This is a genomic window from Bacillus sp. T-10(2022) (genome assembly GCF_056502895.1).
In genome coordinates this window covers 4,385,055-4,400,962 of the sequence record NZ_CP113518.1, presented here as the reverse complement: position 1 = coordinate 4,400,962, position 15,908 = coordinate 4,385,055, and the positions used below count along the sequence as shown (strand labels likewise).

Genomic DNA, 15,908 nt, shown 5'->3' with positions numbered 1-15,908 from the left:
AGAGGAGAGGTGTTCGAGAGTAAGAAAAGGCGGACTTAGGTCCTTCCGTATTTTTTGGCCTATACTCGTAACTCCATTCTTTGTTAAAAGGATTGGGGTTTTTTTGTGTGTTTTTTTGAAGGAGGATATCATCATTGGAAGAGTCATTGGTTAGAAGCTCATTGAAAGAGAATGAGGATATGCTTGACCATTTTGAGAGAAATGCCAAGCGCAGGTTTCGTTTCCTGATATTTTTCTTGCTGTGCATTCTTTTATTATCGATTACATTCGCTGTTACCCTTGGGCCAGTTAAGATGTCAGCAATAACGGTTTGGAAGATCGCCTTAGGGCATCTTCCTTTTATCGGTGATTCTCTGGAGGTGAATTGGAGTATCGCACAAGAGCGGATCATTTGGGATATCCGTCTGCCCCGTGTATTGCTCGGTGCGGTGGTAGGTGCGGGATTATCCGTAGTGGGTGTCGTCATCCAGGCCTTGGTGCGCAATTCACTTGCAGATCCGTATATCCTGGGCATTTCATCTGGTTCTTCTGTTGCGGCAACCCTTGTCATTCTTTTTGGGGCGCTGCCTATATTCGGACAATATGCGTTATCATTCGGTTCATTCCTGGGGGCCATGGCTGCGATGCTTTCCGTTTATTTATTGGCTCAAGTGGGAGGGAGAATTCAAACGACAAGGCTGTTATTGGCGGGTGTAGCCATATCGATGATCATGTCTGCCGTCACTAATTTCATTGTCACTCTTGCACCAAAAGATTCCGGCATCCGTGAAGCGATGTTTTGGATGATGGGCAGCTTAGCGGGTGCAAAATGGGAATACATACCGATTCCAGCGGTTGTGGTGCTTGTGGTTTCATTGTTCCTTATCGTACAATCCCGCTCCCTTAATATCTTATTGATGGGCGAAGAAGTCGCCGCGACGCTCGGAGTCAATATGGAAGCCTTCCGTAAAGTTCTGATCATCATTACGTCCCTTGTTACGGGGACAGTTGTGGCTGTAAGCGGTTCGATTGGGTTCATCGGTCTGGTAGTACCACATTTAGCCCGGCTATTGGCCGGGACAGACCATAAACGTGTTCTTTCATGCAGCATATTGATTGGCATGATCCTCGTCATTTGGTCAGATGTATGTGCCCGGCTGGTCCTGGCACCTCAAGAACTTCCGATTGGCGTTGTCACCGCACTTTGCGGAGGGCCATTCTTCATTTGGCTTTTGCGGCGAAGTTCATATTCATTTGGAGGTGGGGGCAAGTGAGATTAGCTATTGAAGAAGTATCCTATTCAATTCTGGACACTCCTATCATTGAGGAAATAACCCTTCATATAAAAACTGGGCAGTTCGTTGGGCTGATCGGCCCGAATGGGAGCGGGAAATCCACACTATTAAAAAATGCTTCCCGGATTTTGGAGCCGCATACGGGATCTGTTCACCTCGACGGCCGTGACCTTTACCGGCTTTCACAGAAACAAACAGCCCGGGAAATGGCGGTTGTCAGTCAGGAAACATCCCTGACCTTTGACTTTAGTGTACAAGAGATGGTTTGGATGGGAAGGCATCCTCATAAGCGGTTATTTCAGGGAGATACGGAGAAAGATAGACGAATCGTCAATCATGCATTAGCTCGCGTCGAAATGAGTGGATTTGAAGACAGGAGTTTCATGAGCTTGTCGGGTGGTGAGAAACAACGTGTCCTCATAGCACGCGCCCTAGCCCAGGAAGCGAACATCATCATCCTGGATGAACCAACGAATCATTTAGACATCCGGCATCAGCTCCAATTGCTGGACCTTGTTAAAAAGCTGGACGTTACCGTCTTGACGGCCCTGCATGATATAAATTTGGCAGCCATGTATTGTGATCATATATATGTCATCCAAAATGGCAAAGTGATCACATCCGGAACACCAGAAGCTGTATTGACGACAAAAATGATAAGGAAGGTGTTCGGGGTGGAAACGGAAATCGGCATACACCCCATCACGCAAAAGACGCATATCACCTTTTTAGCACATATATAAAAAAAACAATAGATATGAGGGGAAAATATATGACTGGTTACCGAAAGATTTTGTTAAGCATCAGTTTTTTTTTGGCAATGATGATATTGGGCGCTTGCAATAACTCCGAGGAAGCTTCAAAGGACGGAGGTAAACAGAGTGAAAAAAGTGGAAAAGAAACGGTGGTCATCAAGAATCTGGATCATGAATTCACCTATGCAGAGGCCCCAAAACGTGCGGTTTCGCTAAATCAGCATGCGACGGAAATCATGCTTGCATTGGGGTTGCAGGATTCAATGGCAGGTACGGCTTATTTGGATGACGAAATTTTGCCAAAGTATAAAGATGCCTATGAAACGGTGCCTGTGCTTTCCAAGGAATACCCTTCAAAAGAAGTTTTCTTTGAAGCAGAGCCGGATTTTGCATATGCTGGCTGGAAAAGCGCCTTTACGGAACAAACATTAGGAACCGTCCAAGAGCTGAAAGAAGCCGGAATCAATACATATATCCAAGAGTCTTCCAATACGTCAACACCGACTATGGAAGATGTGTATAAAGATATTGAGAATATTGGCCGCATCTTTCATGTAGAAAAAAAAGCAGCGGAAGTCATCGGAGAGATGCAACAGGATATAAAAGAAACTACAGCAAAAATCGAAAGTGCAGGCAAGCCCAAAAATGTTTTCGTATATGACAGCGGTGAAGAAGTCCCGAGAACGGCAGCGAAAAATAATTACATGACAGGGATCATTTCCATGGCTGGCGGCCAGAACATTTTTGGCCATACGGAAGGGGGATGGCCTGAGGTCAGTTGGGAAGAAGTCGTCGATCGGAATCCGGATGTCATTGCCATCATTGATTACGGAGATATCCCCATAAAGCAAAAAGAAGCATTCTTATTAAATAAAAGTGAACTGGCGGATGTACCGGCCATTCGAAATAAAGCGATCATTGTGCTTCCTCTTTCAGCGGGCGCGGAAGGGATTCGTGCACCACTAGCCTTACGGACAGTAGCCGAAGGACTCTATCCCGAGAAGTTTTGAACCCGACCAGGCGGATGCTGAACAAATGACCCGAATAATCGACACGAATGAAACGTGTCCTTGTTCGGGTTTTACTATATCCAATTAGAAGGATAATAGGATCGGTTTCTTGAATTATTTGTATGGCAGATCATAGTTCGTAAGAATGAAGATTTCAGGAGAAAGGAGAATGTAATATGATAGAAGGTTTATATGAAGCCCATTTACCAGTCAAGAACCTGGCCATCTCAATGGATTTTTATAAGAAAATAGGCTTAAAACTAGCTTGGAGGGATGAAGATACTGCCTTCTTTTGGATAGAGGAAAACAAAAGCTGGGTCGGCTTATGGGAAGGGAAAGAATATCAAACTCCATACCACCCTTCACTAAGGCATATCGCCTTTCGGGTAACTTATGATAATATGAAAAATTCATTAAATTGGCTAAAATCCCTAAAAATTGAAGTCGTCCCTTTTGGAAAAAGGACAACGATTGAACCTTTTGTGCGTCCGAACCAAGGAAACGCTTCCGTCTATTTCAATGATCCCGATGGCAATAGTCTGGAACTTATGTGTTCGATAAAAGTCCCTGATGCATATAAGCATATGACCGAAAAACTATCACTTGAAGAATGGGAAGAACTAAACTCTTAAATGATAACAAAAAAATCTACCAGTATGAAGGTTTTATAGAAGGAAGTGTAAGTATTGTTTAATCAATTAACGAATAACGATAGTATCCTTAATCAATTACGTGCAGACTGTGAGAATTGTTTTGGTTTGTGCTGTGTAGCTTTGCCTTATGCAAAATCTGCTGATTTTGCATTTGATAAAGATGGAGGTACACCATGTTCAAACCTGCAATCCGATTATCGTTGCGGCATCCATGAAAAACTCAGAGCAAAAGGGTATAAAGGCTGCACGGTATATGAATGTTTCGGTGCCGGTCAAAAGGTATCTCAACTCACCTATAATGGAAACGATTGGAGGAACAACCCAGAGTCAGCAAAGGAAATGTTCGAAGTTTTTCCTATTATGCAACAACTTCATGAAATGCTTTGCTACTTAAATGAAGCACTGAATTTAGAAGATGCGCAACCTCTTTACCGAGAATTGCAGGCGGCTTTTGAAGACACGGAATATCTCACTAAGCAAATTCCAAAGTCTATCATGGACCTGAATGTACCAGCTCATAGAGAGATCGTTAATGATTTACTTCTGCGCACAAGTGAACTGGTTCGTGCAAAGGTTTCATTCAAGAAAAATAAAAAAAAGCAGAACAAAATAGGTAGGGGTAGTGACCTGATTGGTGCAAAGTTGAGAGGTGCTGATCTTAGGGGAGCGAACTTAAGAGGGGCTTTGCTTATTGCATCTGACCTCAGAGAAGCCGACATGAGAGTGACGGACCTTATCGGTGCAGACTTTAGGGACGCTGATTTAAGCGGTGCCGATCTCACCGGAAGCTTCTTTATCACACAAGCACAGATTAACTCGGCTAAAGGCGACACGAAGACAAAATTACCGTTCTCATTAAGTATTCCCGATCATTGGAGGTAGAAGGATAGCCAAGATTGAAGCTAGCTTTCATGAAAGAGCAAACGAATAAGATAATTGTTTAATTCACGAGTAAAGCGTCAAACTCACGAGTAAAAGTGCGAAACTTCATGAGAAAAAGCGTAAAAATTGCTTTAATCCGAAGCTTTTAAAAAAAGTGAATTCTACTAATATGCGATTCTTCATTAGGAAGGATCGTCTTTTAAAATTGGGCGGAAAATTTTCATTTTTCCATTTGACTCTGACGTTGCGTAATACCTTAATGTAAATGATATCGAAAGGAGGTAAGAAGCAGTGGCAATGAAAGTGAAGGAGCTAGCCGATTTGGTTGGCATTAGTGTGCGGACACTGCATTATTATGATGAAATCGGGTTATTATCGCCGGAGGAAATAACCGATGCAGGTTATCGCCTTTATTCGAATGATAATCTTGAGATGTTGCAGCAAATCCTGTTTTTCAGGGAACTTGGCATGCCATTAAAGGAAATAAAACAAATGATAAAAAGCTCTTCGTTTGATAAACAAGATGCGTTAATGCAACATCAAAAAATGTTGCTGGAGAAACGCAGTCAGCTCGATAAATTAATTAAGACGGTCGAAAAATCGATTAAGCATATGAAAGGGGAAATTCAGATGACGAATAAAGAAAAATTTGAAGGATTTGACTTTAGTCAGAATCCATATGAAGAGGAAGCTCGCAAGCTTTGGGGGGATAAAGCTGTCGATGAGTCGAAGGCTAAAGTGGAGGGCATGTCCAAAGATGCACAGAAAGTTGTATCGGAGATCTATTTAAAACTTGCGTCAATCCGAAATGGTTCGCCCAAGTCGGAGGAGGCACAGGAGGCCATTAAAGAATGGTATGATTGTTTGAACAATAACTTCGGCACATACTCGCTGGATGCTTTCAAAGGATTAGGTCAAATGTACGTGGACGATCAACGCTTCACCAAAAATATCGACCAATATGGTGAAGGATTGGCAAAATTCATGTGTGATGCGATGAGTCACTTTGCTGATGCTAACAAAAATTGAATCTCAAGATTAGTTGGAAGGTTGCTCCGGCAACCTTCTTATTTTGGAGCAAAAGGGACGGTCAGTTTAAGAAGCTGTATACTATAGTTATAGTAATATTTATAATATTCCAATTTATATAGAATAGGGGGAAACTTATGGAATTTAGGAATGCCTTCTTTAACCTCGGGAAAATCAATGATGTTGATGGAACTAAAGTGGCTGTTTTTAATGGAGATGCCATTTATACAAGCATCGTCACTAAACTTCGGGCCGCAGGTTGTGTTTTCGCCGAGGAAGAGGCCCGGTTGCTCATCATCGCGGCAGGGACAACGGCCGAACTGGCAGAGATGGTGGATAGACGGATAGCGGGTTTGCCACTTGAACACGTCATCGGCTGGGCGGAATTCTGCGGTATCCGGATAGAGGTTGATCTCGGAGTCTTCGTACCGCGCAGACGGACTGAGTTTTTAGTCCGCCAAGCGGCAGCACTCGCTATGCCAGGAGCAGTCGTGGTGGACTTGTGCTGCGGCACGGGCGCGGTTGGCTCCGCTATGGGCGATGTTCTCGAAGATATCGAGTTGTACGCCGTCGACATTGACCCAGCCGCGGTGCGGTGCGCGCGTCGTAACGTCACTTCAGTCAATGGTCAGGTATACGAAGGGGACCTCTATGAACCGCTTCCAGCCAATTTACAGGGACGTGTTGACGTACTGGTCGCAAACGCACCATACGTCCCTACTGAGGGACTCGGTCTTTTACCCCATGAAGCGCGCATGCATGAGGCGAGGGTGGCATTAGATGGCGGGGCGGACGGGCTTGATGTCCAGCGAAGGGTGGCGGCTTCGGCAACACTTTGGCTGGCACCGGGCTCCCATTTATTAGTCGAGACCAGTGAGCGGCAAGCGATGCAGACCGTAGAAATCTTTGCTAGATACGGGGTGATGCCACGGGTGGTAAAGTGTGAAGAACTGGACGCCACTGTCGTAATTGGAACCTGGCCCGCACTCTAAAGAAATGTTTCGGAGACGCTTTTTCTTATAACGATTGGAACAAAGAAGTTATGTCTAGGAAAAAACCGTGACCTTCAAAAATTAAATTTTTTTTTCAACAAAATGGGGAATAAAAAAAATTCAAGTCATCTCGAGGGATGGGTTAAAATGGAACTTTGGAAAATCAGTCAAAAGGTTTCGGAGCTAAGCGATGTGATTCCTTATTATTTTTTTAGTCTAGTTTCTTCCTGTCTGTCGCTTTCCACGGTGTTGGTTGTATTCAGCCTGGGTACCTGGGGGGTGATTGGCATTATCGTGATTTCTTTTTATGTCGTTATCCCTTATTTATTATTTGCTGTTCCGGTACAGGTCCTTTTCAATAAACATCCTAAAAAATTCAGTTTAAACTATTTTTACCTTTATATTTTTTTCTCTTTGCCGGCCGTATTCATTTATAGTTCGGTGCTTAATTTTGACTTCAGCATGGATATTTTAACTACAAAGAATTACTATGCAATCAGCCTTTTAGCGGCACTGTTTTTTTGGTTTTGGGACTCGGTCTTTTTACAAAAAAAGAGCTCTGCATCATAAAAAGGGACCTTCAAAAATTTAGATAGAACCCCTTTTGTCTACAAACAGAAGGGACCAGTTAAATGGTCCCTTCCCGGCATTATTTCTTTAGCAAGTTTACGATTTCTTTAGCTTTTTCTAATGTAACTCCTTCAATGATACTGTTATTTTTTCGAACAGCCGTACCGAAATGATAGTGACCGGTATGCAGTTCGGAATGGATAGAAAGGATATTACCCTTATTCAACCCGCTTCCAACCAGTATTGCTATGTCGCCGCAGACTCTTTTCATTTGTTGAATCGTTTTCATGCGGCTGGGGAAATCCCCATGCCCACCTGAGGTCAATATCGTTGTGATTTCTGGATATTGTGCTAGCATTTCAGTTGAAATGACTGGGTCGTTTGTTTCATCGATGGCTCGGTGGAATGTAATCTCCAAACCTTCACATACTGTCAATAGTTCTTCGAGGTATGGTCGATTGATTTCACTTTTTTCATTTAATGCACCTAATACGACCCCGTTCGCTCCCAGTGATCGAATGATTTGGATATCTTTTTTCATGATTTCCAAATCATTTTGCGTATAACAAAACGACTGGCTATGAGGCCTTACCATCACGTTGACTGGTATCTTTACTGAATTGACGACAGCTTCTATCAGGGCGTGGCTGGGAGTTAATCCCCCCTCGGCTAAAGAACTGACAAGCTCGATTCGGTCTGCGCCCGATTCTTCGATTATAATGGCATCTTCTATCGTTGTGGCAATGAATTCAATGTACATTGGATTTTCCTTTCCTGCATGCAAGTGTTATAAGATTATTAAATCCATTAAGAATCGTAAAGTCAATTCATTAATAGATACAATGACGTCTAATCAAATACTTGCTCTAGTTTTCCTCAAATGGAATATCTTTATTTCACTATTTATGAAACGAAATGAACATTCATACGTATAAAAAAAGAATATATTCAATGGTATATTTGAAAGTGGAATGTTCGGCAGGGTAATTAAATGAAAATCATCATGACGGAGGTTATTTAATTGGATAAAGAAAGTAAGGAAATAAAGAAATCGAGGTTTTACAAAGTAGGGATGGGATTCCTGATCATTTCCCTTCTCACTTGGATCATTCCAGTCGTAGCTCCTTTTACGCCATTTTCGACTGCGGTTAAAGCGGGGGTCATAACAGGTGCGATCGTCTTTGCGGAAGTGATGTTTTGGGCAGGAGCGCTTTTGGTCGGGAAAGAAGTGGCTGCTAAATATAAAGGTTATTTAAACCCGAAAAATTGGAGAAAAGAAAAAGGATGAAGCTGTTTTTTATAAAAAAGGGCTAGGAGTGAAGCTCCATTGGAAACTGAATTGTTGAAAGTTTTCGATTCCGATCGCATTCAAACCGGCATGGCTTCGCGTGAGGAAGTACATAGATTGGGACATTGGCCTGCTGGTTCGCAAGTTCGGAAGCGGGTGTGGATTTCCTATATCTTCAGCATCGTTGTGCGATAAAAAAAGATTATCCGAATCTATTGGATATTACGGCTGCCGGCCATTTACTGGCTCATGAAACGGTATATGACGGAGTCAGGGAGATTAAAGAAGAAATAGACATTGACGCTGCATTTGACGAGTTGGTTCCATTAGTGATCATTCAATACTATCAAACGAAAGAGGATTTCATCGACAAAGAACTGCCAAACGTCTTTCTATATGAAACTGCACATAGCTTCGATGATTTCACCCTGCAGCCAGAAGAGGTTTCAAGGTTGTGCTGAATGACTTCGAAGAGCTTTGGACCGAAGCGAAGGACAAAGTGAATATTAAGGAATTTGAAATGAATCACGAAGGCCTTAGGATGAAGATCGATCGATTTGTTGGACGGGATGAGTTCGTTCCGCATGATCTTTCCTATTATGAAAGCACCATTAGATTGATCAGAGAAAACCTCGCTAAATGAAAATAAAGCCCCGACAAAACGATTCGAGTTTTGTTGGGGCTTTTCTTTTTTCTTGAAAAAAACATTAAGTACATCGACCTGTATCCTTACCGATCAACGGCAGCCTATTGGCTCGTTTTGTCTCAGCTCGATACGCATATGTCCTTAGTTGTTACCTTATTTGTCCTGAATTGCTCATAGGGATAATGACTTTGGCTCTGCGCTGATTCAGTTGATAAAGCGTGACATACCAGACTGTAATAGTGATGGCAGGCTGCAAGTTAAAGGCGGGGCTGTAGTTTTTCATGAACTAGGGATTTTATCACTTGTAAGAATATTACAAAATTGTAAGATGAACAGTGTATAAATTTTGTTAAGGGGATGAGTGAAATAATGAAAAAAATGGTTTTATGCATTTCATTTTTTGTAGCTTCTTTAGTCCTTTTTGGCTCCCTTGATTCTTTTGCAAGCAAAGCTTCAGCAGAAACACACACCTATGATGGAAAAAGTCCTTACTATAATAGTTGTGCGAATAGCGCTGTCACGAAGAAGTCCGTGAAAATTTATGCCAATGGCGGTTCTGCCAATTTGGAGTTGAAATTCAGCACTGTTTGTAAAACCGCCTGGGCGAAGATCACTCTAAGCAGGCCGGCTCAAACAGATGGGGAGGCAACGGCATTGGTTGTCCGCAATACTGATAATAAACAATTTAGCTGTGCATCTCCTGGAGGAAATGGTGAAATAAATAAAGGCCAAACATCATGCTATACACCAATGGTATATGATTTAGATCCGCGAAAAGCAAAAGCGGTCGCTTTTTGGCCATATACAGCAGGTGAAACCGATTGGTATTAATAAAAAAGGAAAAACCTTCATCTATATTTTTGCAAAGAAAGGATGAATGAATTGAATAAAAAGCTTAAAATGATAGGTTTATCCATGGTGATGACACTGTCGATGTTTCTTGTCGACTTTGCTTTTGGAAAAAATCAAGCACTGGCCGAAACACACACCTATGATGGAAAAAGTCCATACTATAATAGTTGTGCAAGTTCGGCGGTAACGAAGGATAAAAAATGGATCGATTCCAATTCGTATGTAGAATTGAAATTCAGCACTGTCTGTAAAACAGCCTGGGCAAAAGTGACCGTAACACGCCCCGCGGTATACAACCATGAAGCGGATGCCAGGATCGTCCGAAGTACTGATGGTAAGGCCTATACATGCGCCAGTTCCGGGGGCAATGGTGTTGTGAATATCGGGCAGACCGCGTGCTATACACCAATGGTATATGATTATGACCCGCGCAAAGCACAGGCCCAAGGGATACATGCGATCCCTAATAGTGATGCATATAATAAAGCGGTGACCATTTGGTACTGAAAAACAAAGGCAAAAAAAGCATCCTTATAGTGGGATGCTTTTTTTTGCGGTCAGATTGTACTCACGGTTTCATTTCCGCTTCCAATTGAAGTAGATATCGTTTCATCTCCGTACCTCCCCGGTAACCGGTAATGGCCCCGTTTTTTCCGATGACCCGGTGACATGGCACCGTGATCAGAATAGGATTGGCACCAATGGCCGTACCAACCGCCCGAACAGCTGCAGGTCTTTGGATGATTTGGGCAATATCGGAATAGGAACAGGTTTTTCCGTAGGGTACTTGATTCAGCGCCGCCCAAATTTCTTGTTGAAAGGGCGTGCCTTTTACATCTGCGGGAAGAGAGAAAGTCTGCCTGGTTCCTTCGAAATATTCTTGTAGTTCTTTTAGATAGGGATTTAATGCTTTTTCATTTTCAACAAGGCTCGCCATTGGAAAGCGTTTTTGTATCCAGGACTTCAGTTCTTCATACGTTTGACCGGGAGAGCCTACATAGCAAAGCCCTTTTTCCGTCTTGGCCACATATAATTGCCACTTATCATAATGCAATATGGCCCAGTCAATGGTTTGTTCTTTATCATTCTTCATTTTCTTCACGCTCCAAAGCTTGAGTTTTGAGATATGCATTCCGATATCCTGAAGGGGTATTCCCCATTTTCCTTTTGAATAACGTCATGAAGTAGGGTGTACTAGAGAACCCGACAGCGAAGCCTATTTCAGTTATCGGCAGTTCGGAGTTTTCCAGCAGCCTCGTCGCTTTGTCAAGGCGAAGCCGTTGAATATATTCAGTGGGCGATATCCCCTTCACACGCTTGAATGATCGTTGCAAGTGATATGGGCTGCCGTGGGAAATATCCGCCAATTTGTTCAAAGTGAGGGGTTCGCTGTAATGGGTGTCGATCCATTCGGCTATTTGTTCAACCCATTCTTCCGTCGGTAAATTCAGTCCTTCCGGTTTACATCGTTTACAAGGCCGGAAATCTTCATCCAAAGCCACCATGGCATTTTTGAAAATCTTCACGTTTTCCTTATTCGGCACCCTGGATTTACAGGAGGGCCTGCAAAAGATGCCCGTCGTAATTACTCCGTATAAAAAATGATCATCATATGCTGCATCACAATCTATAATAGCTTTCCAATATTCATTCGGGAAATCTGCTTTTTTCGGATTCACTGCATTCACCTCTCCATTTAGTATACAAGAAAGGGTTTCTATACAAACATTTTGGGAATGTAAAAGCAAGATAACGTAATTGTTCGAGTTAGGGGAGATGACTATTTTTCTGTTAAAATAAGGAAGTTGAATGAAGTGCTATTTGAAGGGAAGAGCAAGAATACTAAAGGAGGAGCAGAATGAAAGAGGCATTATCAAATGATGAAGGCATGATTGAATTGAGAATTCGAGCACCAAAAGAGTTTAGTTTTTCGGAAAATCTTAAATACTTATCAAGATCCTCCAATGAATGTCTGTTCGATATTGTTGATCAAAAAATTTATCGAGCACTTGTTGTCGAAAATGAGACACTTTTAATAGAAATCAGTGCGGTGAATGAAACGGATCTGACCGTTCGGTTTCCAGCACGAACTGCACCGATGGATAATCAGGTAAAGGATGCTGTTTCCCAATACGTTCGTCACTGGTTCGATTTTGAGACAAATCTGCTTCCTTTTTATGAGCTCGCCCAAAATGACCCTATATTGCAAAAGCCGGTAAGCCAATTCTTCGGTTTGAGAAATATGGGCATCCCTGATTTATTTGAAGCGATTGCCTGGGGAATACTTGGTCAGCAGATAAACTTGACCTATGCCTATACCTTGAAACGGAGGCTTGTGGAGGGATTTGGTGAATATGTTGAATTCGAAGGAAAGCAATATTGGCTGTTTCCGGCGCCTGAGGTGATCGCGAAATTGACGGTCGAAGATTTTGCCGATTTGAGGATGACGGTGAAGAAGTGTGAATATTTAATAGGTGTTGCTCAACTGATTGCAGAAGGGGAACTTACTAAAGAAAAGCTGTTGAATGCAAAGAATGTAAAAGAGGCTGAAAAAATGCTGACCAAAATACGGGGAATCGGTCCGTGGACAGCGAACTATGTCTTGATGCGCTGTTTGCGTTTTCCAGCAGCCTTTCCCATCGATGACGTCGGGCTGCATAATTCCATGAAACTGGTCATGCAAACGGAAGCAAAACCAACGAAAACGGAAATCCTGAAACTTTCGGAAGCGTGGGCCGATTGGGAATCCTACGCGACGTTCTATTTATGGAGATTGCTATATTGAATCCTATATTCGGAGATAAAACACCAAGTATCGTCGATATATCACTAATTTCGGAGATAAACCTGCAAGTATCGTTGATATAATTCTATTTTCGGAAATGAACCTGTAAGTATCGTCGATATATCTCCATTTTCGGAGATAAAACAGCAAGTATCGTCGATATATCACTAATTTCGGAGATAAACCTGCAAGTATCGTTGATATATCACTAATTTCGGAGATAAAACAGGTTCAGGAATACTTTTATATGGCTAAACAATGGTGCGCGTTTCTGGTATTACCCCATCTTCGTCGGTCCGCGTTCTGTTGCCGGCTTCAGGTGGAAAGGCAGGTTCTGGACGATTTTTGGCATCGGTACAAGACAAATCAATTCATATAGTTGTTTTTGAAAAAATGCTCAAAGGAGATGTTTCCTCTGAGCATTTAATGTTTCAGCTTGTTTTGCTTTCTTCCAATACGAAAAGATATGGTAGCAACTGCTCCTTGAACCTCCCACCATGTTCGGCGTGACCATCTTTCTTAAATAGGACACTGAGAATAAACCGATTGTACCTCAGGTGAAACGTTATCCAGAAAGAAAAAAGTCTGGAAAAAAATCGTAAATCAGCAAAAGGGTGATGATAGCATTTGAAAAGGATTCAAGAATATTTTTTGGCACTCCCTTTTTTGTTGCTTAAATCCTTTCATTTTTGAATGTGGCGAAATAAACGGCCAACAATGTTCAATATTTAATAGAAATGGTAAAATCATTATGCTCCTATAAAATATAGTGAATGAAAATGAAAATAGAGGATGCTGTTGAATATGAGGAAAGTATCGCTGGAAACAAAGATTCTCGGGTTAGTCTTATCGTTGAGCCTGTTTTTGATTCTATTATTGACGACTACTTTTTCCTATATGGAAGGAAGACAAATAGCTAAGGATAAAGGTCAATTGGCGTTGGAACTTTCAAAGACGATTAGCTTCATGCCTACCGTTACAGAGGCCTTTGAAACGGATGATCCCGCTGGCATAATTCAGCCGATTGTCGAAAAGATCCGCAGGGAAACAGGTGCTGAGTTCATCGTTGTAGGAAATGCAGAGGGAATTCGCTATTCTCATCCGCTGGTTTCCGAAATTGGGAAGCGGATGGAAGGCGGGGATAATAGCAGGGCCATTCGGGAAGGTGAATATTATGTCTCCGAAGCGGCAGGATCACTTGGTCTTTCCATTCGGGGGAAGTCACCGGTATTCAATGAGGATGGAAAAATAATTGGAATCGTCTCCGTCGGTTTTTTAGTGGACGATGTCCGCGCCCAAATTTTCAAGGATTTGTCCAAAGAGATGGTTGTATCGTTAGTGGCCATCATGATATCGATCATTGGCAGTTATATGCTGGCAAGAAGCATCCGTAAAGATACACTGGGACTGGAACCATTTGAAATCGCCAATTTATATAAAGAAAAAAATGCAGTGCTTCAATCGGTGAAAGAAGGTATTCTGGCCATTGACCAAAATGGGCTGATTACCTCGATGAATCAGCCGGCGAAAAAATTGCTGGATATAAAAGAGTCCGTTCGCCATTTGAACGTGGACGGACTATTTCCTTCGAAATATTTATTCGAAGTGCTAAAGTCCGGTGAACCGCAAATGGATAAGGAGATTTCATGGAAAGACAAATCCATCATTGTTAATTGTACGCCAATCTTCGATAGTGAAGGGGTAAGCGGTGTTGTTGCTTCGTTCCGTGATCGAACGGAAATTGAGGAAATGGTAAACACATTATCTGAAGTGAAGATGCATTCAGAGGATTTAAGGGCACAAACCCATGAATTTACCAATAAACTATACGTCCTTTCAGGATTGATACAATTAGGGGAATACGATGAAGCGATAGAAATGATTCAAAGCGAAACATCCGAATTGCATTCCCTGAACCGTGTCGTGTTCGAACAGATAAAGGATACAAAGGTACAAGCCTTGTTACTAGGCAAGATAGGGAAAGCATCGGAGAAGAAGATCTTTTTTGAAATAGACGCACAAAGTTACCTAGAGAAACTGCCTGATCATATAAAATTGTCCCAACTAACTTTGATTCTAGGCAATATTATCGATAATGCACTTGAAGCGGTTTCAAGCATGGAAGAGCCGCTCGTGAAATTTTTCGCCACAGATATCGGAAATGATATGGTATTTGAAGTGAGTGATAACGGAAAAGGAATACCAGAGGATGCGATCGCCCATATTTTCGATCGGGGTTTCACTTCAAAAAACAGCGGAAGTCCGAGTGGTTATGGACTTTCGAATGCTGATCATGTCGTAAAAGAGCTAGGCGGCATCATCGAAGTCCACAGCGAGGATGGCAATACTATATTCACCGTGTATCTTCCTAAAGAACAGAGAGGAGGGAAAGAATGCTGAAGATAAGAGCAGTCATCGCAGAAGATGATTTTCGTGTAGCGCATATCCATGAAAAATTCTTGAAAAGCTTTGATGAAATAGAAGTGGTCGGAAAAGCTGTCAATGCAAAAAAAACGCTTCGGATCTTGGAACAAAAAAGCCCGGATTTGCTTTTGCTTGATGTTTATATGCCAGATCAGCTTGGTACAGACCTCCTTCCGGACATACGGAAAAAATTCCCGAATGTGGATATCATCATGATTACCGCGGCAACGGATAAAGAACAACTTGAAAAGGCGCTTCACTATGGTGTAGAGAATTATCTAATTAAACCAGTGGAAATGAAGCGCTTCAACCAAGTTATCGAAGAGTATCTGAAGAAAGTCCATCTGATGAAATCCAAACAAGAGATAGACCAGGATTTTGTTGATCTCATTTTGAAAAAGGGTTCTACTGCTTCGGAATCGAACGATGGGCCGGACTTGCCGAAAGGGGTCGACGAAATCACTTTGGCGAAAGTGATCGAGGTACTCGAAGCAAGCGATATCGGTTTGTCAGCTGAGCAAGTGAGCGGACAGATCGGTGCTTCCAGGACAACCGCGAGACGCTATCTGGAATACTTGATATCCGTTAAGAAATGTAAAGCGGAAGTCGTATACGGGGTAGTGGGGAGACCTGAGCGAAGATATTATAAAATTCAATAGAATTAAGTGTGAAACACCTTCAAGATTGGAGGTGTTTTTTTATGCATGCTGGTTTATAAGATTATAAAAAAGCAATATATGTCAAAAAA

At 42.2% G+C, this 15,908-nt stretch carries 19 protein-coding genes; 16 read left to right on the top strand and 3 right to left on the bottom strand.

Going from position 1 to position 15,908, the window contains the following annotated elements; genetic code table 11:
* Window positions 1-179: 179 nt before the first annotated feature.
* From OSJ91_RS21525 to OSJ91_RS21490, 8 genes are all read left to right on the top strand, one after another.
* Complete coding sequence (locus OSJ91_RS21525; protein WP_485891929.1) at window positions 180-1,253, top strand: FecCD family ABC transporter permease; 1,074 nt, start codon at window positions 180-182, stop codon at window positions 1,251-1,253.
* Window positions 1,250-2,017: a heme ABC transporter ATP-binding protein gene (locus OSJ91_RS21520; RefSeq protein ID WP_350299884.1), complete on the top strand. Its 768-nt coding sequence runs from the start codon at window positions 1,250-1,252 to the stop codon at window positions 2,015-2,017. Before OSJ91_RS21525 ends, OSJ91_RS21520 begins: the two co-directional genes overlap by 4 nt.
* A 29-nt stretch (window positions 2,018-2,046) precedes the next feature.
* On the top strand, window positions 2,047-3,039 hold the full coding sequence (locus OSJ91_RS21515; RefSeq protein WP_485890381.1) for an ABC transporter substrate-binding protein: 993 nt from the start codon (window positions 2,047-2,049) through the stop codon (window positions 3,037-3,039).
* A 176-nt stretch (window positions 3,040-3,215) separates the two neighbouring features.
* A complete protein-coding gene (locus OSJ91_RS21510; protein ID WP_350299882.1) occupies window positions 3,216-3,671 on the top strand; it encodes a VOC family protein in 456 nt (151 codons plus the stop codon).
* Between the two features lie 54 nt (window positions 3,672-3,725).
* Complete coding sequence (locus tag OSJ91_RS21505; protein WP_350299881.1) at window positions 3,726-4,574, top strand: pentapeptide repeat-containing protein; 849 nt, start codon at window positions 3,726-3,728, stop codon at window positions 4,572-4,574.
* 291 nt (window positions 4,575-4,865) lie between these two features.
* Window positions 4,866-5,603: a MerR family transcriptional regulator gene (locus tag OSJ91_RS21500; RefSeq protein WP_350299880.1), complete on the top strand. Its 738-nt coding sequence runs from the start codon at window positions 4,866-4,868 to the stop codon at window positions 5,601-5,603.
* A gap of 137 nt (window positions 5,604-5,740) precedes the next feature.
* Complete coding sequence (locus tag OSJ91_RS21495) at window positions 5,741-6,595, top strand: putative protein N(5)-glutamine methyltransferase (protein ID WP_350299879.1); 855 nt, start codon at window positions 5,741-5,743, stop codon at window positions 6,593-6,595.
* Window positions 6,596-6,742: 147 nt separating this feature from the next.
* On the top strand, window positions 6,743-7,165 hold the full coding sequence (locus OSJ91_RS21490) for a UPF0715 family protein (protein ID WP_485890380.1): 423 nt from the start codon (window positions 6,743-6,745) through the stop codon (window positions 7,163-7,165).
* A 79-nt stretch (window positions 7,166-7,244) separates the two neighbouring features.
* Here the strand turns inward: OSJ91_RS21490 and OSJ91_RS21485 are convergent, their stop codons facing one another.
* Entirely contained in the window at window positions 7,245-7,925 is a 681-nt protein-coding gene (locus tag OSJ91_RS21485) for a copper homeostasis protein CutC (protein ID WP_485890379.1), read from the bottom strand.
* 261 nt (window positions 7,926-8,186) lie between these two features.
* Between OSJ91_RS21485 and OSJ91_RS21480 the strand changes: the two genes are divergently transcribed.
* From OSJ91_RS21480 to OSJ91_RS21460, 5 genes are all read left to right on the top strand, one after another.
* The gene (locus OSJ91_RS21480) at window positions 8,187-8,453 is read left to right on the top strand and encodes a transporter suffix domain-containing protein (protein ID WP_230176643.1); all 267 of its coding nucleotides are present in this window, start codon (window positions 8,187-8,189) and stop codon (window positions 8,451-8,453) included.
* A 158-nt stretch (window positions 8,454-8,611) separates the two neighbouring features.
* Window positions 8,612-8,914 carry an NUDIX hydrolase gene (locus OSJ91_RS21475; RefSeq protein ID WP_350299876.1) on the top strand — a complete coding sequence of 101 codons (303 nt, stop codon included), beginning with the start codon at window positions 8,612-8,614 and terminating at the stop codon, window positions 8,912-8,914.
* The gene (locus OSJ91_RS21470; protein ID WP_350299875.1) at window positions 8,908-9,096 is read left to right on the top strand and encodes a hypothetical protein; all 189 of its coding nucleotides are present in this window, start codon (window positions 8,908-8,910) and stop codon (window positions 9,094-9,096) included. Before OSJ91_RS21475 ends, OSJ91_RS21470 begins: the two co-directional genes overlap by 7 nt.
* A 372-nt stretch (window positions 9,097-9,468) precedes the next feature.
* Entirely contained in the window at window positions 9,469-9,930 is a 462-nt protein-coding gene (locus OSJ91_RS21465) for a DUF2690 domain-containing protein (RefSeq protein WP_350299874.1), read from the top strand.
* An 84-nt stretch (window positions 9,931-10,014) separates the two neighbouring features.
* Window positions 10,015-10,458: a DUF2690 domain-containing protein gene (locus tag OSJ91_RS21460; protein WP_350302927.1), complete on the top strand. Its 444-nt coding sequence runs from the start codon at window positions 10,015-10,017 to the stop codon at window positions 10,456-10,458.
* Between the two features lie 61 nt (window positions 10,459-10,519).
* On the opposite strand, the gene OSJ91_RS21455 is transcribed toward OSJ91_RS21460, so the two are convergent.
* Window positions 10,520-11,044: a methylated-DNA--[protein]-cysteine S-methyltransferase gene (locus tag OSJ91_RS21455; protein WP_350299873.1), complete on the bottom strand. Its 525-nt coding sequence runs from the start codon at window positions 11,042-11,044 to the stop codon at window positions 10,520-10,522.
* Window positions 11,034-11,630: a bifunctional transcriptional activator/DNA repair enzyme AdaA gene (locus OSJ91_RS21450; RefSeq protein ID WP_350299872.1), complete on the bottom strand. Its 597-nt coding sequence runs from the start codon at window positions 11,628-11,630 to the stop codon at window positions 11,034-11,036. Before OSJ91_RS21450 ends, OSJ91_RS21455 begins: the two co-directional genes overlap by 11 nt.
* A 179-nt stretch (window positions 11,631-11,809) precedes the next feature.
* Between OSJ91_RS21450 and OSJ91_RS21445 the strand changes: the two genes are divergently transcribed.
* The 3 genes from OSJ91_RS21445 (at window position 11,810) to OSJ91_RS21435 (ending at window position 15,819) form a co-directional block, all read left to right on the top strand.
* A complete protein-coding gene (locus tag OSJ91_RS21445; RefSeq protein WP_434547747.1) occupies window positions 11,810-12,736 on the top strand; it encodes a DNA-3-methyladenine glycosylase family protein in 927 nt (308 codons plus the stop codon).
* Window positions 12,737-13,540: 804 nt separating this feature from the next.
* Window positions 13,541-15,136, top strand: coding sequence for an ATP-binding protein (locus OSJ91_RS21440; protein WP_350299871.1), 1,596 nt, complete (start codon window positions 13,541-13,543; stop codon window positions 15,134-15,136).
* Window positions 15,130-15,819 carry a response regulator gene (locus OSJ91_RS21435; protein ID WP_485890378.1) on the top strand — a complete coding sequence of 230 codons (690 nt, stop codon included), beginning with the start codon at window positions 15,130-15,132 and terminating at the stop codon, window positions 15,817-15,819. The genes OSJ91_RS21440 and OSJ91_RS21435 overlap by 7 nt, the downstream gene beginning before the upstream one ends.
* Window positions 15,820-15,908 lie beyond the last annotated feature (89 nt).